Raw genomic sequence first — 18,898 nt, forward strand, 5'->3', positions numbered from 1 at the left:
CATGGCCCGCCGCGACCACGCCCGTTCCTGCTGGCCGTGGCGCTCGGCCGCGTACCTGCTCACGGGTGCGGTGGCCGGCCTGGTCGCGCTGGTCGCGCTGGTCGTGACGGCGGCGGCCGGCGCCGCGCTCACCCTGGTGCTCGTCGGCCTGCCGCTGCTCGCCGCGGTGGCGCTCGCCGGGCTTCCGGTCGCGGCCCTGGAGCGACGCAGACTGCGCCTGATGCAACCAGTTCTCGACCCGGAACGGGAACGGGAACCGGTCCGCAACCCGCACCGCACGCCCGACGCGCACGGCCCGTGGGGCTGGCTGCGCACCCGGGTGCGGGAGCGCGCGACGTGGCGGGAGCTCGGCCACGCCGTGCTGTTCGCGACGGTCCTGTGGCCGCTGGACGCACTGGCCCTGTCCGTCGGACTGCTGCTGCCTCTGGCCGTGCTCGCCACGCCGCTGCTGATGGCGACCGTCGGGGACGGCGACGAGGCGCGGGTCGCGAAGCTGTGGACGGTGACGTCGTGGCCGGGCGCGTGGGCGTCGGCGCTGCTCGGCGCGGTGCTGCTCGTCATCGGCACGTACGTCCTCGGGCTCGCGGCGGGCGCCCGCGCCGCGCTCGCCCGTCTCCTGCTGACCGCGCCGGCCGCCGAACTGGACGCGCGCGTCACCGAGTTGACCCGTTCGCGGGCCCGCCTCGTGGACGCCTTCGAGGCCGAGCGCCGCCGCATCGAGCGCGATCTGCACGACGGCGCCCAGCAGCGCCTCGTCGCGCTCACCATGACGCTGGGCCTGGCCCGCCTCGACGCCCCGCCGGGACCGCTCGCCGACCAGCTGGCGAAGGCCCACGACGAGGCCACCCGGACCCTGTCCGAACTGCGCGAACTCATCCACGGCATCCACCCCCAGGTCCTCACCGACTACGGCCTCGAAGCCGCCCTCACGGACGCCGCCGACCGCTCGCCCGTCCCGGTCGACGTCCACCTGGACCTGCCGGAGGGCCACCGCCCGCCGCGCGCCGTCGAGTCGGCGGCGTACTTCGTCGCGTCCGAGGCCCTCACCAACATCGCCCGGCACAGCGGCGCGACCCGGGCCACGGTCACCGGCACGCACGAGGCGGGCCGCCTCACCCTCCTCGTCCGGGACGACGGCCGCGGCGGCGCCGACCCCGGCGGCGGCACCGGCCTGACCGGACTCGCGGACCGGGTGTCGGTCCTCGATGGCAGACTGACGCTGACCAGCCCGCCCGGCGGTCCGACCGAACTACGCGTGGAGCTGCCGTGCCCTCTTCCGCCGTCCGCACCGGACCCCTCCGCATAGTCCTGGCCGAGGACAGCGTGCTGCTCCGCGAGGGTCTGATCGGCCTGATCGCGCGCGGCGGGCACGAGGTGGTCGCGGCGGTGGGCGACGCCCCGTCGCTGCTGAAGGCGTACGAGGACCACGCCCCTGACCTGGTGGTGACGGACGTCCGGATGCCGCCCACGCACCAGGACGAAGGGCTCCGCACGGCCCTCCAACTCCGCGCCCGCAGGGCCGATCTGCCGATCCTGGTCCTCAGCCAGTACGTCCAGCGGGCCTACGCCGCGGATCTGCTGGACTCCGGCGACGGCACCGGCGTCGGCTATCTCCTCAAGGACCGGGTCGGCCAGGTCGAGGAGTTCCTCGCCGCGCTGTCCGAGGTCGCGGGCGGCGGCACGGTCGTCGACCCCGAGGTGGTCCGCCAGCTGCTGCGCCGCCGCAAGGATCCGCTCGCCGTGCTCACCCCGCGGGAGCGGGAGGTGCTGGCCGAGATGGCGCAGGGCAAGTCGAACGCGGCGATCGCCCGCGACCTCGTCGTCTCCGACGCGGCCGTCGGCAAGCACATCGGCAACATCCTCACCAAGCTCGACCTGCCCCAGGCCGACGACACCCACCGCCGCGTCCTGGCGGTCCTGGCGTTCCTGAGGGCATAGCCACACGACCCCACCAGGGATCGGCCCGTGCCCTGACGAACCGTGACGAACGGCACGCCCCCAGCCTCTCCATTCCGCCGCCCGACGCCCGTACGTTGAAGAAATGTCCCCACTTGCCCAGGTCAGCGAGGCGTACGGGCAGCGCTTCGCCGAGTTCGCCTTCGAGCCCGCGTTCACGGCTGCCGTCGACCAGCACGTGGCGGAGCTCCGCACGCGGCTGGCCACGGACACGGCGCCGCTGGAGCCCACGCCCCCGGACGCGGCCGTCCTGACGGACTACACCCTGGGCTTCCTCGACGCGCTCGCCGAGACGGGCTGGCGCGAGCCGGTGGGCCACGACTACGCGGTGTGCCGCCTCACCGCCATCAGCTGGCTGGCGAGACGGCACGACCTGGCGTAGGCCAGTAGGTCACTACTGGTTGTCGGTGACCTCCCGCTCCTGCACGGGCTGGTTGGCGAGGGCGTCCTCGCGACCCGCCTGATAGGCACCGACGCTCCCCCGCGCCTTGACGGTCTCCTCCTCGGCCTTGCTCAGCCACCGCTCCCAGCGCTGCCGCATCGGCCCGATGAGCCCGCCGCCGACACCGACGACCAGGATTCCGGCGCCGGCCAGCAGCGCCGCGTACAGCAGCGGCTGGGTGACGGAGGTCGCGATGCCCGCCTGCCCGAGCGCGGCGATCACACCGAGGGCGACGATGCAGGCCCACACGGCGGTCCCGACGGTCTTCCCGTACGAGACGGACGACAGGGCGCTGGTGACGATGTCGCGCACCACGTTGGCGATGGCCATCGCCACCACGACGAGCACGACGGCGACGATGCCGCGCGGGATCCAGGCGACGATGCCGTCGATCATGTCGGAGACCGGGTTGCTGCCGAAGACACCGAACCCGAGCTGCAACGTGATGAGCAGCAGCGCGTAGTACACGATCTTGCAGACGATCGCGGTCAGGTCGTACTTGGACCCTTCCAGCATCTTGGCGGCCCCGGACCGCTCGGCGAGCTTCTCCGAGCCGACCTTGCGCAGCACCCGGTCGAGGACCCGGGCGATCAGCTTGGATACGAACCAGCCGATGGCCAGGACGACCAGGAAGCCGATGAGCTTCGGCACGAACTGGGCGACCTTCGACCATGCGTCGTTGAGGCCCTGGGTGAAGTCCACGGCGAGAGTGGTGGGGGTGAGGTTCTGGACCATGAGTGGACCTCCACTCAATGAGGCCGGACGCGACAAGCCGACGCCCGACGTGCGTGCCCCCCTCGTTTTCCTACGTCCTCCCGGCTTAACAGCCCCCGAACCCCACGTCCTGCCAAACCCCCCATTGGCGTGACGTCCCACCCCTGGAGCCCCATCCGCCAGGCTGTCCGTGCTGCACCGTCTCGCCTTCGTTGCATCCAGATCTCGAACGTCGCGCCTACCCGCTCCTCATGGTCAGCGGTACCGGATCACGTGCAGGGCACGGACGCCTGTCTCGTCCATGGAGATCGGTTCGTCGGACGAGCCGTCGAAGAGGAGGACCCCCGTCTCCGTGGTCAGCGCGGTCACGAGCCAGCCGGCCGCTTCCCGCCCCCGTCCGTCCGTGCGGCGCACCCAGATCAGCGCGCGTGAGCCCGCGGGGAACGCCGTGACCTCGTCCACGGCGGCCTGCCACACCTGGTGGTCCGATGCCGACAGGACCGGTCCGAGCTCGGCGAGCGTCGGCTCGAACCAGTACGCCCGGCCGGGCTGCGGCGGTGCGGGGAACGTGCCGGTGCCCGGCGTACCGCCCTGGTCCCATTGCGCAAGCCACGCCCACGGCGCGGAGTTCGGCACGTGGAAGGGGGCGGACTCGTCCTTCGGGACGACGACCGTCGCGTCGAGCAGCGTGTCCTGCCAGCGGCCCTCACGCAGATGGCGTCGGGAGTCGCAGGAGAACACCCAGCCGCGGGTCGTCTCGTCTCCGGGCCCGGGCTCGACCAGCTCCACCTCGCCGCCGTACGCGCTGTTCAGCCACTGCTGCGCCTTGACGCGTGCCGCCTCGAAGTTGCTCGCCTCTCCTTCCCAGGGCGCACGCGCGCACTGCGGCAGGGCGCGTACGAGAACCAGCTCGCGCACGTTGGCCGTGTCGAGCTGGGCCAGGGAGGAGGTGAGGGGGTCGAGGAAGACGACGTGTCCCTTGTTGTTGTGTGCGTAGAGCAGGTTGCCCGTGACCTCGTGGCCACCGGCCTCTCGGCGTACCCACACCACGCCGCGAGTGTCGGCTCCGGTCTCGGCCATGGCTTTGACCACGTCGTCCCAGGTCCTCACCGAGACCGGTTCGAAGTCGGAGAAGTAGCGCTGGTGCAGCCGGGCCCACCAACCGGGTGCCTCGTCCGACGGCTGCCAAGGCAGGGGAGTCGACGGAGCACGGTCGATCATCGTGTGCAGGGTGACGAGGCAGCCGCGGGCGTTGATCCTGCGCGGCTGGTTCTGGACACGGGCGAGCGCCTCTTCGTGCGACGCCGCGGGCGCGAGGTCCGCGAACGGTGCGCTCGGTGACGGATGGAAGGGCACGCTGCCGTCCTTGGGGACGACCACCGAGGCCGCGAGCATCGGCGTGTGCGGGTAGCCGGGTTGCGGCACGATGCGACAGGGGAACAGCCAGGCGGCGGGGCTCTCGTGCACAGGGTGCGGTGCGGCAAGCTCCACCAGTCCGCGATAGAGCTGGAGGAGCCAGGCTGCCGCGGTCTGGTCGGGAGTGGACATCTACGGATGCGCCTTACTTCGGGGGCCAGTTGCCTGCGGCCTGGAGGGCCAGATACTCCGCCGGCGGCGGGTACGTCGGTGCGAAGTGTGCCGGTGAGCCGTCGTGCGGTACGACGATCAGTGAGTTGAAGGGGGCCTGGGCGAATTCACCCGTATCGATGTGCTCCTGGAAATCGAATTGCACGGTCCAGGCGTACGGGAAGTTTTTTGCCGCATCCGACAGCATCACCACCGAACTGGCCCGGTCCGGATAGGCGACGTTCTTCAGAAAATTCTCTGCAGCCGTAACGGCCTCGTCTTTAGTCACCATTTCGGACTCGCATTAGAGTAGGGAACGTGCAAACCGTCGCGGTAGGGAATGTGCATGATGCTGGAAACGTCCTGTTCCAGCCTGCCGAGGGTCCCGCTCTGGCCGTCCAGGAAGACGACGCCGTGCCGGGTGTTCACGGCGTTGAACACGTGGGCGCCCCCTCCCTCCGGACGACTGATGTACACCACGCTACGTGAGCCCTCGCCGCGGGACTGTAGATCGTGAATGAGGTCATCGTAACTATTGACCGGGTCGTAATGGCCCTTGGCCCTGTTCGTCAGACCGAGCTGCTCCGGTGGAATGTGGTCAGCGGCCTGCCTGGGCGAGGCACTGACCTCGACGCCGTCCAGCCTCCGGTCGACGGTGACGGTGTTGTGACTGCAGTTCTGGGTGTATCCGGACTGTCCGGTGTTGTTCATATCCTTGAGCCACGGATACTCTGAATCGAGGAATTCCTGTGCCTTCTGGGGATTCACCGAGTCGTGGTGAATCGCCTTTGCTTGTACGTGATCGGTGCTCTGGGCGAGGTCGCTCCAGTCCTTCGGCGGGGCCGGGGGCTCGATCTTCCACGAGTCCGGCAACTTTGGGGAGCTGCCGACCTCCTCCCCGACGTTCAGACCTCTGCGGGCCGCCGTGGTCGCGGCAACCTCGGTGCCCTCTTCCATCGCCATACGCATACCGCCGCGCGCCAGTCCGGCACCCTTGGTGCCGACGAGCTCGGGGAGGAGCCGGCCGACGAACTCGGACGGGTCCTTCTTGAAGCCGTCCACTGCGGCGGTGATGATGCGTTCCGGATGAGTGGCCGTCGAAACGAGACCTGCCAGCGTCGTGTTGACGTTCTGGTAGTACTCGGCCGGGTGCGTGAGGTTGTAGGGGTCGCTTGGGTTGAGGCCGCGGGCGAAGTTGAGCAAACCAGCCGTGCCCTTGACGACACCGCCGAGAAGATGGGTCCGTTCGATGTCGGCGGCAGTGACGACGTCACCGAGGTTGCCCTTGATCTGGGACAGGGGCGGAGGCTCGGCAGGAGCGTGCGCGAGGGCCGCCTTGATCGCGGCGTTCGCCGTGTCGGCGGCCTCATTCCGGGAGCGGCGGGCGTCGGCCAGGATGTTCTCGGCGTCCTTGCGACCGGCATGGCCCGGGTCGTGGAACGGATCCGGCTCGGGCCCCGGATCCTCGTTCGCGTTGACCTTGGCGTTGTAGGTGTCGATCTTCTTGTTGTACGCGTCGATGGCCGTCTTGCTGGCGTGCTGGGCCTTCTTGTACTTGTCGATGGCGTCCTGCGCCTTGTCCTGCGCCCACTTGATCGCATCCGCGTAAGCGTCGAGGGCCCTGGCAGCGTCCTGGCAGGCGTCGGCGGCCTGTAGCCACTTGATGGGGTGCGTCTCGAACTTGCGGTGGAAGACGTCGGCGGCCTCACCGGTCCAGCCCGAGGAGTGCACCTTCTTCATGCCCTGCCCGACATGATCGAAGGCGGTGTAAAAGTCCTTGAGGTGCTTGGCGGACTCGCGGATGTGGCCGGGGTTGCCGTGGATGAGCTGGGTGGGGTCGTCGGTGTGACCCAGTCCCTGCTCGGTGGGCGTGGCGCCGAGGCCCGCAGCGAGGTGATCGCCCACGTTGTGGACGAGGTCGCCGGCCTTGTCGAGACCGGCCTTGTCCAGGTAGTCGCCCGCCTTGTCGCTGACGTAGTCGACGCCCTCACCGAGCTTCTTCTTGCCCTCGTCGAGCAGATGGCCGCCGGCCTTCAGGCCGCCGTTGATGCCGTCCTTGATGTCGCCGAGAACGCCCATCAGCCTTCACCCCCGCCCTGCTGCTGGGCCGCCTGAGCGCGGGCCTCTGCGGAGGGGCCGAAGGTTTTGTCCAGCCACTGACTGTACTCGGCGTCCGACATCCCGGCGGCGCCGTGCAGATTCTCGGGATTCAGGCCGAAGGCGCCGGTGCGCGAGGTCACGATGTCGCGGCCCGCGTCCTTCCAGCCCTGCTCCACATTGGCGTTCGCCTTGTCCCAGGACTCCTTGCTGTAGTCCGGACCGCCCAGCACGCCGGACGTGGCGATATCACCCCAGCCCTTCCTGGTGACCTCGTCCTCAGTGGCATACGGATTGCCGATCAGCGAGTTCGCACCGACCTTCAGGACGCCCTCCACGTACGTGTCCGTCTCGTAGTACGTGCCCGCGGACAGACCGACGCCCTTGGCGAACTCGTTGCCCTCGTTGATCAGGGAGCGCACGCCCCATTCCCAGCGCTCGCAGAAGGACTTGAACGTCTCGGTGACATTCTCCACGCCCAACTCGAGCCCGGACAGTGACACATCGGAGAAGCCGCGCCCGGCCCCCGCCTCACCGGCCATGCCCAGTTCCTTGAGCTCCGCAAGGGCCTCGGTCAGCCCCCGGGTGATCAGGTCCAGGCCCTCGGCCTTGAGGTCTTTCCCGCCTGCTCCGCCCCCGTGGGTCACGCCCCATCCCCTTCACGCATGTCGATCCCCGCGTCGACCGCGGCTTCCTCCGGCACGATCCCCTTCACCGGCGGGAACACCATCCCGCCGTCCGGTGCGTCGGCGCAGTCCAGCGCAACCCCGCACGGGACCCCGGCCGCCGGCACCGCCACATCAAGGAGCTTGGCGCCGAGCACCGTGCGGTACGTCCACTCGCGCGCGTACTCACCACGGGCCTGCGCGTATCGGGCCAGTGCCTGCTCGTCGGAGAAGGCGAGGATGAAGCGGATGCCGTTGAAGTCGGCCGTGAGCATACCCAGCTCGCCCCTCTCGGCAGGGTCTCCACCGAGCGGGACCAGCACCGGCGTCCGCCGGAACTCGCCCAGCAGCTCGGCGAACTCCCGCTGACGTGCCAGCACCTCGGGTTCGCCGAGCCCCGGCACGTCCCTGGCCTCATCTGAGGACGGGTGCGCAGTTACGGCAGCAGACTCGCCGGGCGGGCCAGCAGGTATCGGAACATCCGTGCCCTCACCGCCCGCGGACGGTTCCGGCCCCGTGTGTCCGGCCATATCCGCGTACTCCGCGAACACGGAACGGTGCTCGCCATCAGGCGTCCCACTGCTGCCCCCGCTTCCCGACATGCCCAGCATCTTCACACCGGCGCGTTATCGATCGCAACGACGGGTCAGAAACCGGCTCCCGGGCTACGCCCGAGCCAGCGAGCTGCGCATCCCGTCGGATGGAGGCGGCCAGGGCAGTCCAGGACGGCGGAAAGGCGCCAATCAGCGGTGCCGCCGTCCGCGCCTTCCGCAACGACCGGCACGAGACCGATCCTGGACACCAGGCAGGGCCAGACCCGGAAACGCCGCTCCGAACTGCAAAGCTCCAAGGAAGCGTGACGTCCAGCAGCTGATGCTGCGCCCTCTCGTCGGCTGGGGCGGGGATTGTTACCCGCCACTGCGCTTCAGCGGGCTCGTCAGAACCCTGCGGAGGGTGCGGGGCCCAACTACCTTGCGTAAGTTGCTTCTGTTACAGGTGAGGGAACATCACTAGCAGCCTCAGCGCGATCGGACGAAAGCCATGCGGGTCGCTGGCGAAACGCTCTCGACTTCCAAACGCCGGGTCGACGCGCTCCTGCGGGACCTGGAGAAGTCGATCCAAGCACCCCAAGTTCAATCTCACTGAGCACATCCGGCAGATCCCCCGGGTACGCACTGCAGTGACCGGCCCCTCGGCTTCCGGGAGGACCGCGAGTCGTCGAACTCCTCGCCCGACTACTCGCACCGCGACCGACGGGTCGCCATGCACGGAGCCGAGGACGCACTCCTCGGCTACGCCTGAGTGAACAATTCGATCGCCCTGGCAACAGCCGGCAGCCCCTGAAACGACCCCACCCCTCCAGCGCCCTCAGCCGCCGACAGAGCTCACCCGCTACACTGGCGCCGGTGCGCCGCCTCCACTGGCAGCGCGCTGCATGGCTCCAACGGAAAGATCGAGTGGGACCTTCCGGACATCTCCGCAAGTTTCCGCACATTTTCCCACAGGGCCCCGCCTTCGTAGCTCAGGGGATAGAGCACCGCTCTCCTAAAGCGGGTGTCGCAGGTTCGAATCCTGCCGGGGGCACAGCATGAAAGGGCCGGTTCAGAGGATTGATCCTCTGAACCGGCCCTTTGCCATGATCACGCTCGGCCGGGGATCACTCCGGGTGGGCCACCGCCGCCTTCTGGAGTTCCACCGCCGACAGCAGGCTCAGCCCCGGCTCCGCCTGGCGCAGGGCCTTCACCGCCGCGACCGAGGCGACGTCCCCCGTGAAGCCGACGGCCGACAGGCGGGAGCGGACCCAGCGGGCGCGCAGTTGGGGGTCGGTGGCGGCGGCGGTGGACTCGACCAGGGAAGCGGCGAGCTCCAGGCCCGGGCGTTCCTCGGGCGAGGCGTCGAGCAGGGCCTGGCGCAGGGCCGCCGCGACCACGTCCGCGTCCCGGAGGAGCAGCACGACGTCGCGCTTCTTGTTCAGTCCGGCAAATCCTGTCATGCGGGGCATCCTGAAGGTCGTTTTCCGTACCTGCCAAGCGACTTGAGGAACCTCAGAGGCTCGGCGCCGGGCCGCTCACGGTCCCGAGTGGCCGGGCCGTCGCACCCCCGACACCACCGCCGACGTCACCCCCGTGGCGGCCAGGCCGCCCACCATGACGAGGCCCACGCCGACCACGAAGAGGCCGCTCGCGTCGTCGGACCAGTCGTAGAACGCGGCGGCGGTCAGGCCGGCCGTGGTGCCGAGGACGGCGGCCCTGACGTGGTCGCGGGCCGCGGCCCAGCAGACCGGGGCGAGGAGGGTGAGGACCAGGCCGAGCACCTGCCAGGTCTCGTACGGGCCGGTCTCGGAACCGTCGGGGTGGACGTCGCGGTGCTGGTCCCAGCCGAGCCAGGCGGCCCAGGCCGAAGCGGCCAGCACGGCGAGGACGGCCAGGACGGTGAGCTCCGCGCGCGGGCGGGCGGACTTCGGGTGCGGTGCGGTCATGGGTCAAGGGTCGTGGCGCGGTCGGGCCCCGGACAGAGTCCGCGTACTCAGATCGGACCGAGTACGTCCACCCGGGGCCACCGCGTCAGGACGGTTCCCGCAGCGAGCCGACCGTCTTGAGGATGCGGTCGGCCCGGGTGCGCAGGGCCGGGTGGGCGAGGACCGTGTTGCGCAGGCCGCGGACCGGGCGGCGCCACAGCCGGTGGGCCGCCGCCATGGGGTGGGCGCGGGTCGCGAAGCCCTCGGCGACGCGGAGTTCGCGGGTCTTGAGCCAGTCCTTGTACTCCTTCTCGCCGCGCCCCCAGTCGATGACCCGGATCCCGTGCCGGCCGGCCGCCTCGGCCATCCGCAGATGCATCATCAGGCCGGGCGAGTAGTAGCTGAACTCCGGGTCGTACGCGGTGAACCAGCCCGCGAAGACCGTGCGGGAGGTGGGGCCGAAGTGGGCCGCGACCGGGCGGTCGCCCGCGTAGACGACGGAGAGGACTCCGGTGAAGTGGGGTTCGCGGACCGTGGCGAGCTGGTCCACCAGGTTCACGATCCAGGGGCGGGCGAACCGGTCCATGCGGCCGGTGCGGCGGTACTGGGCCGACTTCCAGCGCATCAGCTGGCGGAGGATCTTCGGGTCGCGCTCGTCGTAGACGAAGCGCATCTCCCCCACGTTCCGGGTCAGCCGGCGCTCCTTCTTCAGCGTCGTCCTGGCCTGGCCGGGGTACGTCGCCTTCAGCCACTCCGGGTAGGAGTCGTGGCCGCCGTCCTTGAGGTCCTGCACCGGTGACGCGAACGTCCCGGTGATGTAGCGGCTGAACGGTTTCTGTTCCTCGATGAGGTGGTCGAACTCGAAGACCGCGAGGTCGCAGGCTCTCAGCAGTTCCTGGGTGTCCCAGCTGACGCCGGGTCTGTGCACCAGCGCCTGGCAGTCGGAGAGGCCGATCCCGATGGCCCGGCCGACGCCGAACGGGCCGCGCTCGAACGGGAAGAAGCCCACCGGTTCGCCGCCCTCGCGCAACACCGCGACCTGTGCCCGGCCCCGGTGCCGGGCGACCCCGAGGGTGAACTCCGGCGCCAGGAAAGGGTTCTGGTAGTCGGGCGAGTTCTCCATCGTCTCGTGCCAGGCCGCGCGCAGCGACGCGGTCAGTTCCTCGGGTCTGTGCACCGTGATGTTCACCGCGCGATCGACCGCCCTTCCGCAGGGGCGAACTGACCAGTGGATGGAGCCTGGCGTGAAGCCGTGTGTGGAGCCGTGCGCGTACCTGTGGGTGGAGCAGCGAACTGGTCTGTGCGCGTGCCGTACATGGGCCCCCCTATTCCCCCATGGGGCTCAAAGGTCGCGAAACAGTACGCACGCTGTCAAGAGTGCTTCTCATAGCTCTCCTGGATACGGACGTGGACGTGCATGTCGTGCCAGCCGTCCGTGTGCAGCGCCGAGCTGCGCCGGGTGCCCTCCAGCGGGTATCCGGCCTTGGCGGCGACGCGGCACGAGGGCTCGTTCCGCGTCGAGTGCAGCAGGTCGAGGCGGTGGAAGCCGGTGGCGAACGCCCAGTCCGTCAGCGTGTCCAGGGCCCGGGGCGCGACGCCCTGGCCTCGGGCGGCGGGCAGCATCCAGTAGGCGACCTCCGCGAGGCCTTCCCAGAGGTTCATGTCCTTGAGCGCCATCCTGCCGAGCGGGGCGCCGTCGGCGGTCCGGGTCACCAGCCACTGGGCGGTCCCCTCCTCCCGCCAGCCCTCGTGCGTGGTCGCCACCCATGCGCGCGCCTCGTCCAGGGAGTCCATGGTCCGGGCGTGCCAGTAGCTCAGGGCCGGGTCCTGGAACGCCTCGAAGACCGCGGGCGCGTCCGTGGACTCCGGTGCGCGCAGGGTGAGTTGACCGTCCGCGGAGCGGAGGGAGGGCTGCGGGGACCGCGCCAGCGTGCCCGGCGCGATGGTGTGCTTCAGCTCGATGGGCATGTCGCGCATCATCGCCGGGCCCGCCGTGTCCCCGCATCCGGTATTCGGGGTCAGCCCTTGGTGCGGGCGGGCGCCGTCTCCGGGAGCCGCCAGGTGCACAGGGCGCTGGCCAGGCCCGCCGCCGCCATGTACGCGGCCAGGTACCAGGGCCGGTCGCCGCCGGCGTCGACCAGGAGCGTCGCCACGAACGGCGAGGTGCCCGCGAAGATGACGCCGTTGATCTCCCGGACGAAGACGAGCCCGCTGTAGCGGACCTCGGTGGGCAGCGACTCCGCGTAGAAGGTGCCCGCGACCGCGAAGATCGAGTTCAGCATCAGCGCGAACGCGATGGTGATCGCGAGGTAGATGAGCCACGGCTCCCGGGTGTCCACCATCCAGAAGAAGGGGTACGCGAAGAGAGTGATCGCCACCGCGCCGCCGATCATCACCGGCTTGCGGCCGATCCGGTCGGAGAGCGCGCCGGCCAGCGGGATCGTGAGGATCGAGACGGTCGAGGCGATGGTGATGCCGAGGACCGAGGTGCCGGACGACAGGCCGAGCTGGTTGGTGAGATAGCTGGGCAGGTAGCCCTGGATCGCGTACGAGGCGATGGCCGTGGCGCAGCCGGAGCCGATGAGGAGCGCGATGGCCTTGGGCCGTTCCTTGATCGCGGCGAGGACCGGGAGCTTCTCGCGCTTGCCGCTGTCGCGGGTGGCCTCGAACTGCTCGGTCTCGGGGGCCGCGTTGCGGATCAGCAGCGCGATGATCACGACGACGGCGCTGGCCAGGAACGGGATGCGCCAGCCCCAGCTCAGGAAGTCGTCCTCGGGCAGGGTGGACACGGCGGCGACGGCGCCGGAGGCGATGACGACGCCGATGAACTCGCCCGCGCCGGGCAGCGATCCGTAGAACCCGCGCTTCTCCGCCTGCGCGGCCTCCGTCGACATGACGTACGCGCCGCCGAGTTCGGCGCCGACGCCGAAGCCCTGCAGCATCCGGCAGACCACCAGCAGCACCGGTGCCCAGATCCCGATCTGGTGGTACGTGGGCAGGAAGCCGATGGCGAGGGTGCCGACGCCCATCAGGATCACGGTGAGGATCAGGACGGGGCGGCGGCCGATCCGGTCGCCGAGGTGGGCGAGGACCAGGCCGCCGACGGGCCGCACGGCGAAGCCGAGGCCGAACGTCGCGAAGGAGGCGAGCGTCGCCGCGAAGGGCGAGACGTCCGGGAAGAAGACCTTGTTGAAGACGATCGCCGCCGAGGCGCCGAAGAGGAAGAAGTCGTACCACTCCAGGATCGAGCCGACGACGCTCGCGGCGGCCGTGCGGCGCTGCCGGGTGCGGGCGCTCATCGCCTTCGGTGGGGCCGACTCCTTGTGGGCGGATGCGCTCGTCGTCGGGCTCATCTCACTCCTTTTCACGCTGGGTGGGACAACCTGGAGCCCTGTTGTTGCAACATATGCACGCGTGTTGCGCAAGAGCTGCTAATGTTCTTCACGGCCCCAGCGGGATGTCAATGGGATGTCTATGAAGGAGCGGTGGAGCGGTGATGACCGGTACGGCTGTCTGCCTCGGCGAGACGATGGCGCAGGTCACGCCGGCCGACGGGGAGGGCCTGGAGCGCAGCCGCGAGCTGCGGCTCGCCGTCGCGGGCGCCGAGTCGACCGTCGCCCAGTACCTCGCCGACCTCGGCCACCGCGCCGCCTGGGTCAGCCGGGTCGGCGACGACCCGTTCGGGCGGCGGATCGTCGCGGCGGTCGCGGCGCGGGGCGTGGACGTGCGCGGCGTCCGGGCCGATCCCGACGCGCCGACCGGCGTCTACTTCAAGGACCCGGGCCCCGACGGCACGCGCGTGCACTACTACCGGGCGGGCTCGGCGGCCTCCCGGATGACGCCCGCCGACGCCGACCGCGTCGACCTGACCGGCGCCCGGCTGCTGCACCTCACCGGGATCACGCCCGCCCTCTCGGCCGGCTGCGCCGACCTCGTCCACACCCTCGTCGACCGCGCCCGGGCCACCGGCACGCTCGTGTCGTTCGACGTCAACCACCGTCCTGCGCTGTGGAGTTCACGGGAGGCGGCCGCACAGGCGCTGCTCGCCCTGGCGCGCCGGGCGGACGTCGTGCTCGTCGGCCGGGACGAGGGCGAGGCCCTGTGGGGCACCCCGACCGCCGAGGAGATCCACGCCCTGATCGCGCCGCGCGGCACGCTCGTCGTGAAGGACGGCTCCGTCGGCGCCACCGAATTCACGGGCGGCGCAGCCGAGTTCGTGGCCGCGCCGGCCGTCGAGGTCGTCGAGGTGGTGGGCGCCGGGGACGCGTTCGCCGCCGGATACCTCAGCGGGCTGCTGGACGGCTCGGCGCCGCGCGAGCGCCTCGCCCTCGGCCACCGGCTGGCCGGACGGACCCTGCGCAGCATCGAGGACTACGTTCCCGCTGTCGCCGAAGAGAGGAACTGACGTCGTGTCACAGACCGTACGGCGGGCCATCGACATCCTGGAGTTCGTCGCCCGCAGGCCCCGCACCCAGACCGAGGTCGGCGAGCACCTGGGCGTGCACCGGTCGACCGCCCTGCGCCTCCTGGAGTCGCTGACCGAGGGCGGCCTGGCGCGCCGGCTGCCCGACGGCCGGTACGCGGTCGGGCACCGGCTCGCCGGACTCGCCCAGCTCGCCCTGGAGCAGTTCGGCCTCAAGGACGTCGCGGGCGAGCACCTGCGCGGGCTCGGCGAGCGCTGCGGGCACACCGTGCACCTCGCCGCCCTCGAAGGCGACCGGATCGTGTACGTCGACAAGGTCGACCCGGTCGACGGGGTGCGGCTCTACTCGCAGATCGGCCGCCCGGTGACGCTGCACACCGCCGGGGTCGCCAAGGCGATCCTCGCGCACCAGCCGCGCGAGCGGACCGCCGAACTCCTCGACGGCACCTGCGACTTCGCCCCGCACACCGCCACGACGATCACCGACGCGGCCGCCTACCGCGCGGCCCTCGACGAGACCCGGGCGCGCGGCTGGGCCGTCGACGACGGCGAGTACGAGGACTACGTGAACTGTGTCGCCGTGCCCGTACGGGACAGCACCGGCGAGGTGATCGCCGCCGTGTCCGTGACCGCGCTCAAGGCGAAGGCCGGCCTCGGTGACCTGGAGAGCGACGTCCTGCCCGACCTGATGACCACCGCCGACACGATCTCCAAGGAGCTGGGATGGCGACCCTGACCACCCCCACGTTCGACGAGCTGTTCGCGGGTGCGCCGGTGATGGCGATCCTGCGCGGCATGCCCGCCGACACGTCCGTCGAACTCGCCGTACGCGCCTGGGACCTCGGCATCGAGTGCGTCGAGGTCCCGGTGCAGGACGAGGCGGCCGCCGAGGCACTCGCCGCGGTCGTCGCCGCGGGCGCCGGGCGGGGCAGGCCGGTGGGCGCGGGCACGGTCACCACGGCCGGACGCCTCGCATGGGCCGTGTCGGCCGGGGCCGCCTTCACGGTGGCGCCCGGGTTCGACGCCGAGGTGGCGCGGGCCAGCGTCGCCGCCGGGCTGCCGCACCTGCCGGGAGTGGCCACGCCCACCGACGTCCAGGCGGCCCGGGCGCTGGGCCTGACCTGGCTGAAGGCGTTCCCGGCGAGCGTGCTCGGGGTCGACTGGTTCCGGGCGATGCGGGGGCCGTTCCCGGAGGTGCCGTTCGTCGCGACGGGCGGCATCGACGCGGGGAACGCTGCCGCTTATCTGGCGGCCGGGGCCAAGGTCGTCGCCGTGGGTTCCGCCCTGGAGGACCCGGCGCAGCTCCCCCGCCTGGCCGAGCTGTTGAAGCGCCGCTGACCACGGGAGACCTGCCCTTCAGGGGCGCGGGGAACTGCGCGCCCAGCCACACACGACCCGCAGACGACAACGGGACAGACGGAGCCGCCATGAAGATCACCGCCCTCACCACCTACCTCGTAGCCCCCCGCTGGCTCTTCCTGAAGATCGAGACGTCCGAAGGGATCACCGGCTGGGGCGAACCCGTCGTCGAGGGCCGCGCCCACACCGTCGCCGCCGCCGTCGACGAGCTCTCCGACTACCTCGTCGGCAAGGACCCCCTGCGCATCGAGGACCACTGGCAGGTCATGACCAAGGGCGGCTTCTACCGCGGCGGGCCCGTCCTGTCCTCCGCCGTGTCCGGCATCGACCAGGCCCTGTGGGACATCAAGGGCAAGGTGCACGGCGTCCCGGTGCACGACCTGCTGGGCGGCGCCGTCCGGGACCGGATGCGGATGTACTCGTGGATCGGCGGCGACGACCCGAGCGAGGCCGCCGAGCACGCCCGGGAGCGCCTCGAACAGGGCTACCGGGCCGTCAAGATGAACGTCGGCGGGCGCCTCAAGCACCTGGAGACCGCGCGCGAGATCGACGCGGTCGTCGAACGGGTCGCCTCCGTACGGGAGGTCATGGGCCCGGACGGCGACGTCGCGATCGACTTCCACGGCCGTACGTCCCCGGCCCTCGCCAAGCAGCTCGCCCGCGCCCTCGAACCGCTCCGCCCGATGTTCATCGAGGAGCCGCTGCTGCCCGAACTGACCTCGCAGTACGGCGAGTTCACCGCGTCGACGAGCATCCCGGTGGCCACCGGCGAGCGCCTCTACTCGCGCTGGGACTTCGACCCGGTACTGCGCTCCGGCATCGCGCTCGCCCAGCCCGACCTGTCGCACGCGGGCGGCATCTCCGAGGTGCGGCGGATCGCGGCGCAGGCCGAGGTGCACGGCGTGGGCCTCGCCCCGCACTGCCCGCTCGGCCCGATCGCGCTCGCCGCCTGCCTCCAGGTGGACTTCGCCAGCCCGAACGCGTTCATCCAGGAGACCAGCCTCGGCATCCACTACAACGTGGGCTCCGACCTGGGCGACTACCTCGTCGACACGTCCGTCTTCGACTTCGACACCGCGGACGGGCACATGGCCCGCCTCACCGCGCCCGGCCTCGGCATCGAGGTCGACGAGAAGGCCGTGATCAGGGCGGCCGCCACCGGCCACCGCTGGCACAACCCGGTGTGGCGGCACACGGACGGCTCGTTCGCGGAGTGGTGACCGCGCGGCGCGGCGCGCCTCAGGCCGACGGCGGGAACACCGTCAGCCGCACCAGCGCCGCGCCGCCGAGCAGCACCGGGATCGCGTACCACCAGCGGGAGCGCAGCCACTCCGCCTTGACGAAGAGCAGCGTGAGGAGCAGCACCAGGACCGCGACACCCACGCCGAGCCCCGCCGCGACCCGCACGTGCGTCACGCCCTCGCCGTCCCAGGGCCCGGCGGGTCCGGCCACGTACGCCGTGACGGTGACGAATCCGCCCACCGCGTTCCCCACGGCCAGCAGCACCGCACAGACCCAGGTCCCGACGCGGCTCGCCGCCGGGCGGTTCACCAGCGGAGTGTTCACCGGGCTCACCCAAGGGCCTCCTTGGCCTGGTCGACCTTCTTGTCGAAGCCCCGGGTCGGAGCTCTCCAGGAACTCGACGTCCTCGCGGTAGGCCATTACGCGAACTCGTTGTACTGGTCCTGCGCGAACCGCGCGAAGGTGGTGACGTGCGCCGACACGTCCGGGTGGGCGCGCGGAGCCCGCGCCTGCGTGGCGTTCTCCCCGTCCATCCGGCCCTCGTACAACACGCCCGCGATCTCCAGCAGCAGATGCGAGCTGCCGTCGATGGAGGCGGCGTCGGCGATCAGGTCACCACCACCCGCACCGCCGCCGCCCGCCTCGGCCGGCAGCTGGTTCAGCCGCATCCCGCTGTCGGTGCGTCCGTCCTCACCTTTCACTTTGGCACTCTCTTGACCAACTACTGCTGTCTGTAACCGAGTTGTCGAGGAATCAGCACACTCCGAAGAGGCCCGGCACCGGCCGACCGGATCTATCCTGAGACGTCATGGAGGGGGACTCCTCGGGGCCACTGATCGTCATGCCGCCGTCGGACGCGCCGCGTGACGCCGATGTCGTCCTGCCCGAGGAAGGGCCCGACGTGTCGGCGCTGCCGGAGATACGGCCGCGCGACCCGGTCGACTCGGGCGGGTACGAAGACCGACCGGGGCTTGAGGCAGGCGAGTTGCTCGCCGGGCAGTACCGGGTGGTGCGGCGGCTCGGGCTCGGCGGGATGGGCGACGTGTATCTCGCGCTCGACGAGAAGGTCGACGACCGGGAGGTCGCCGTCAAGACGCTGCGGCCCGGCCAACTCGCCTTCTCCACCACCGCGTTGGCGGAGGAGCGGCAGGCGTTCGCCGACCTCAACCACGAGGGCATCATCCCCGTCTTCAACTACGGCAGCCACGAGACGGTCGGCGACTTCCTCGTCCTGCCGTACGTCGACGGGCTCAACCTCGACGAGGTCCGCACGCTCGCCCGCCTCGACCCGGACCGGTTCGGCGGCCCCCGGTTCCACGAGTTCGTGCTCGCGTACGGGATCCGGATCCTGTCGGCCCTCGACCATCTGCACGTCAGGCCGCCGGACTCCGGCACCCTCGTGTACGGGGACCTGAAGCCGCAGAACGTGATGCACGACGGCGCCGCCATCAAGGTCGTGGACGTCGGATCGATCCGCCCGGCGGGGGCGCCGGGCCTGACCACGTACGGGTTCCGCGGGCCGAACGTGCCGCTCACCCCGAACGAGGCGGCGGGCGCCAGCGAGCCGCAGGACGACCTGTTCAGCCTCGGCGAGACGCTGCGCACGCTGTGCGGGCTCGGCGACAGCCACCGGGACCTGGCCGCGCTCGGGGCGCTCGGCCGGCTGCGCGAGCGCGACGCGCTCACCGCCCGCGCCGCGCTGCTGACGACGACACCCGCGCCGGAGGGCCTGGGCCTGATCTCGCTCGCCCGGGTGCTGCGCCGCGCCACCCGCTCCACGCCCGCCGACCGGTTCGCCGACGCTCGCGAGATGGACGACCAACTGCGCGGCGTGTGGAGGGAGTTGCGTTCGCTGCGGACGCGGGACGAGACGTTCGAGCCGTCACCGCTGTTCCTCCAGTCCCCGTACGCTCTCGACGGAGGCCTCGGCACCGCCCCCACCCTCCCCCGCTGGGCCGCCCCGCCCGGTGCACCGA

General features: G+C 70.9%; 21 protein-coding genes and 1 tRNA gene. 9 read left to right on the top strand and 13 right to left on the bottom strand.

All coding sequences use genetic code 11. From position 1 onward, the window contains the following. Nucleotide 1 precedes the first annotated feature (1 nt). The 3 genes from M4J07_RS38070 (at nucleotide 2) to M4J07_RS38080 (ending at nucleotide 2,338) form a co-directional block, all read left to right on the top strand. Nucleotides 2–1,306 carry a sensor histidine kinase gene (locus tag M4J07_RS38070; RefSeq protein ID WP_255979939.1) on the top strand — a complete coding sequence of 435 codons (1,305 nt, stop codon included), beginning with the start codon at nucleotides 2–4 and terminating at the stop codon, nucleotides 1,304–1,306. Beyond that, nucleotides 1,267–1,938 (top strand): LuxR C-terminal-related transcriptional regulator, encoded by a 672-nt coding sequence (locus M4J07_RS38075; RefSeq protein WP_255979941.1) that lies wholly within the window; start codon nucleotides 1,267–1,269, stop codon nucleotides 1,936–1,938. The genes M4J07_RS38070 and M4J07_RS38075 overlap by 40 nt, the downstream gene beginning before the upstream one ends. Nucleotides 1,939–2,041: 103 nt before the next feature. After that, nucleotides 2,042–2,338, top strand: a complete 297-nt coding sequence (locus tag M4J07_RS38080; RefSeq protein WP_255979943.1) for a DUF6401 family natural product biosynthesis protein — start codon at nucleotides 2,042–2,044, stop codon at nucleotides 2,336–2,338. Between the two features lie 12 nt (nucleotides 2,339–2,350). On the opposite strand, the gene M4J07_RS38085 is transcribed toward M4J07_RS38080, so the two are convergent. From M4J07_RS38085 to M4J07_RS38110, 6 genes are all read right to left on the bottom strand, one after another. Beyond that, nucleotides 2,351–3,133, bottom strand: coding sequence for a mechanosensitive ion channel family protein (locus tag M4J07_RS38085; RefSeq protein ID WP_255979945.1), 783 nt, complete (start codon nucleotides 3,131–3,133; stop codon nucleotides 2,351–2,353). 234 nt (nucleotides 3,134–3,367) lie between these two features. After that, the gene (locus tag M4J07_RS38090) at nucleotides 3,368–4,660 is read right to left on the bottom strand and encodes a YrhB domain-containing protein (protein WP_255979947.1); all 1,293 of its coding nucleotides are present in this window, start codon (nucleotides 4,658–4,660) and stop codon (nucleotides 3,368–3,370) included. A 13-nt stretch (nucleotides 4,661–4,673) separates the two neighbouring features. Next, a complete protein-coding gene (locus tag M4J07_RS38095; protein ID WP_255979949.1) occupies nucleotides 4,674–4,970 on the bottom strand; it encodes a YrhB domain-containing protein in 297 nt (98 codons plus the stop codon). Further along, a complete protein-coding gene (locus tag M4J07_RS38100; RefSeq protein ID WP_255979951.1) occupies nucleotides 4,964–6,757 on the bottom strand; it encodes a putative T7SS-secreted protein in 1,794 nt (597 codons plus the stop codon). The genes M4J07_RS38095 and M4J07_RS38100 overlap by 7 nt, the downstream gene beginning before the upstream one ends. Continuing rightward, the gene (locus tag M4J07_RS38105; protein ID WP_255979953.1) at nucleotides 6,757–7,422 is read right to left on the bottom strand and encodes a hypothetical protein; all 666 of its coding nucleotides are present in this window, start codon (nucleotides 7,420–7,422) and stop codon (nucleotides 6,757–6,759) included. Before M4J07_RS38105 ends, M4J07_RS38100 begins: the two co-directional genes overlap by 1 nt. After that, nucleotides 7,419–7,844 carry a hypothetical protein gene (locus M4J07_RS38110; protein ID WP_374215160.1) on the bottom strand — a complete coding sequence of 142 codons (426 nt, stop codon included), beginning with the start codon at nucleotides 7,842–7,844 and terminating at the stop codon, nucleotides 7,419–7,421. The genes M4J07_RS38105 and M4J07_RS38110 overlap by 4 nt, the downstream gene beginning before the upstream one ends. A gap of 1,107 nt (nucleotides 7,845–8,951) precedes the next feature. Here M4J07_RS38110 and M4J07_RS38115 point away from each other — a divergent pair. Continuing rightward, nucleotides 8,952–9,024, top strand: a tRNA-Arg gene (locus M4J07_RS38115). Between the two features lie 73 nt (nucleotides 9,025–9,097). On the opposite strand, the gene M4J07_RS38120 is transcribed toward M4J07_RS38115, so the two are convergent. From M4J07_RS38120 to M4J07_RS38140, 5 genes are all read right to left on the bottom strand, one after another. Then, a complete protein-coding gene (locus tag M4J07_RS38120; protein ID WP_255979955.1) occupies nucleotides 9,098–9,433 on the bottom strand; it encodes a hypothetical protein in 336 nt (111 codons plus the stop codon). Between the two features lie 75 nt (nucleotides 9,434–9,508). Then, nucleotides 9,509–9,919, bottom strand: coding sequence for a hypothetical protein (locus M4J07_RS38125; RefSeq protein WP_255979957.1), 411 nt, complete (start codon nucleotides 9,917–9,919; stop codon nucleotides 9,509–9,511). A gap of 85 nt (nucleotides 9,920–10,004) precedes the next feature. Then, entirely contained in the window at nucleotides 10,005–11,087 is a 1,083-nt protein-coding gene (locus tag M4J07_RS38130) for a GNAT family N-acetyltransferase (RefSeq protein ID WP_255979959.1), read from the bottom strand. 182 nt (nucleotides 11,088–11,269) lie between these two features. Next, nucleotides 11,270–11,866 (bottom strand): GNAT family N-acetyltransferase, encoded by a 597-nt coding sequence (locus M4J07_RS38135; RefSeq protein WP_255979961.1) that lies wholly within the window; start codon nucleotides 11,864–11,866, stop codon nucleotides 11,270–11,272. A gap of 50 nt (nucleotides 11,867–11,916) precedes the next feature. After that, a complete protein-coding gene (locus tag M4J07_RS38140) occupies nucleotides 11,917–13,251 on the bottom strand; it encodes an MFS transporter (protein WP_255979963.1) in 1,335 nt (444 codons plus the stop codon). A 143-nt stretch (nucleotides 13,252–13,394) separates the two neighbouring features. On the opposite strand from M4J07_RS38140, the gene M4J07_RS38145 reads away from it, so the two are divergent. The 4 genes from M4J07_RS38145 to dgoD all read left to right on the top strand — a co-directional run bounded on the left by M4J07_RS38145 (nucleotide 13,395) and on the right by dgoD (nucleotide 16,900). Next, nucleotides 13,395–14,303, top strand: a complete 909-nt coding sequence (locus M4J07_RS38145; RefSeq protein WP_255979965.1) for a sugar kinase — start codon at nucleotides 13,395–13,397, stop codon at nucleotides 14,301–14,303. A 4-nt stretch (nucleotides 14,304–14,307) separates the two neighbouring features. After that, the gene (locus M4J07_RS38150; RefSeq protein WP_255979967.1) at nucleotides 14,308–15,057 is read left to right on the top strand and encodes an IclR family transcriptional regulator; all 750 of its coding nucleotides are present in this window, start codon (nucleotides 14,308–14,310) and stop codon (nucleotides 15,055–15,057) included. Further along, nucleotides 15,045–15,659 (top strand): bifunctional 4-hydroxy-2-oxoglutarate aldolase/2-dehydro-3-deoxy-phosphogluconate aldolase, encoded by a 615-nt coding sequence (locus M4J07_RS38155; protein WP_255979969.1) that lies wholly within the window; start codon nucleotides 15,045–15,047, stop codon nucleotides 15,657–15,659. Before M4J07_RS38150 ends, M4J07_RS38155 begins: the two co-directional genes overlap by 13 nt. 89 nt (nucleotides 15,660–15,748) lie before the next feature. After that, a complete protein-coding gene (gene dgoD / locus M4J07_RS38160; protein WP_255979971.1) occupies nucleotides 15,749–16,900 on the top strand; it encodes a galactonate dehydratase in 1,152 nt (383 codons plus the stop codon). A gap of 19 nt (nucleotides 16,901–16,919) precedes the next feature. Here the strand turns inward: dgoD and M4J07_RS38165 are convergent, their stop codons facing one another. Together M4J07_RS38165 and M4J07_RS38170 are read right to left on the bottom strand one after the other, a co-directional pair. Continuing rightward, nucleotides 16,920–17,255, bottom strand: coding sequence for a hypothetical protein (locus M4J07_RS38165; protein ID WP_255979973.1), 336 nt, complete (start codon nucleotides 17,253–17,255; stop codon nucleotides 16,920–16,922). An 86-nt stretch (nucleotides 17,256–17,341) separates the two neighbouring features. Continuing rightward, the gene (locus M4J07_RS38170) at nucleotides 17,342–17,623 is read right to left on the bottom strand and encodes a hypothetical protein (RefSeq protein ID WP_255979975.1); all 282 of its coding nucleotides are present in this window, start codon (nucleotides 17,621–17,623) and stop codon (nucleotides 17,342–17,344) included. 107 nt (nucleotides 17,624–17,730) lie between these two features. On the opposite strand from M4J07_RS38170, the gene M4J07_RS38175 reads away from it, so the two are divergent. Then, nucleotides 17,731–18,898: protein kinase domain-containing protein (locus M4J07_RS38175; protein WP_255979977.1), on the top strand; the 1,168-nt coding region annotated here is incomplete at its 3' end.

Origin of the sequence: Streptomyces longispororuber, assembly GCF_024448165.1 — a bacterium.
Lineage (GTDB): Bacteria > Actinomycetota > Actinomycetes > Streptomycetales > Streptomycetaceae > Streptomyces > Streptomyces longispororuber_A.

Coding starts and splice junctions, on each gene's coding strand:
- dgoD (WP_255979971.1), top strand. CDS start 15,749: ATGAAGATCACCGCCCTCACCACCTACCTCGTAGCCCCCCGCTGGCTC.
- M4J07_RS38125 (WP_255979957.1), bottom strand. CDS start 9,919: ATGACCGCACCGCACCCGAAGTCCGCCCGCCCGCGCGCGGAGCTCACC.
- M4J07_RS38100 (WP_255979951.1), bottom strand. CDS start 6,757: ATGGGCGTTCTCGGCGACATCAAGGACGGCATCAACGGCGGCCTGAAG.
- M4J07_RS38120 (WP_255979955.1), bottom strand. CDS start 9,433: ATGACAGGATTTGCCGGACTGAACAAGAAGCGCGACGTCGTGCTGCTC.
- M4J07_RS38155 (WP_255979969.1), top strand. CDS start 15,045: ATGGCGACCCTGACCACCCCCACGTTCGACGAGCTGTTCGCGGGTGCG.
- M4J07_RS38145 (WP_255979965.1), top strand. CDS start 13,395: ATGACCGGTACGGCTGTCTGCCTCGGCGAGACGATGGCGCAGGTCACG.
- M4J07_RS38135 (WP_255979961.1), bottom strand. CDS start 11,866: ATGCCCATCGAGCTGAAGCACACCATCGCGCCGGGCACGCTGGCGCGG.
- M4J07_RS38140 (WP_255979963.1), bottom strand. CDS start 13,251: ATGAGCCCGACGACGAGCGCATCCGCCCACAAGGAGTCGGCCCCACCG.
- M4J07_RS38085 (WP_255979945.1), bottom strand. CDS start 3,133: ATGGTCCAGAACCTCACCCCCACCACTCTCGCCGTGGACTTCACCCAG.
- M4J07_RS38090 (WP_255979947.1), bottom strand. CDS start 4,660: ATGTCCACTCCCGACCAGACCGCGGCAGCCTGGCTCCTCCAGCTCTAT.
- M4J07_RS38070 (WP_255979939.1), top strand. CDS start 2: ATGGCCCGCCGCGACCACGCCCGTTCCTGCTGGCCGTGGCGCTCGGCC.
- M4J07_RS38080 (WP_255979943.1), top strand. CDS start 2,042: ATGTCCCCACTTGCCCAGGTCAGCGAGGCGTACGGGCAGCGCTTCGCC.
- M4J07_RS38095 (WP_255979949.1), bottom strand. CDS start 4,970: ATGGTGACTAAAGACGAGGCCGTTACGGCTGCAGAGAATTTTCTGAAG.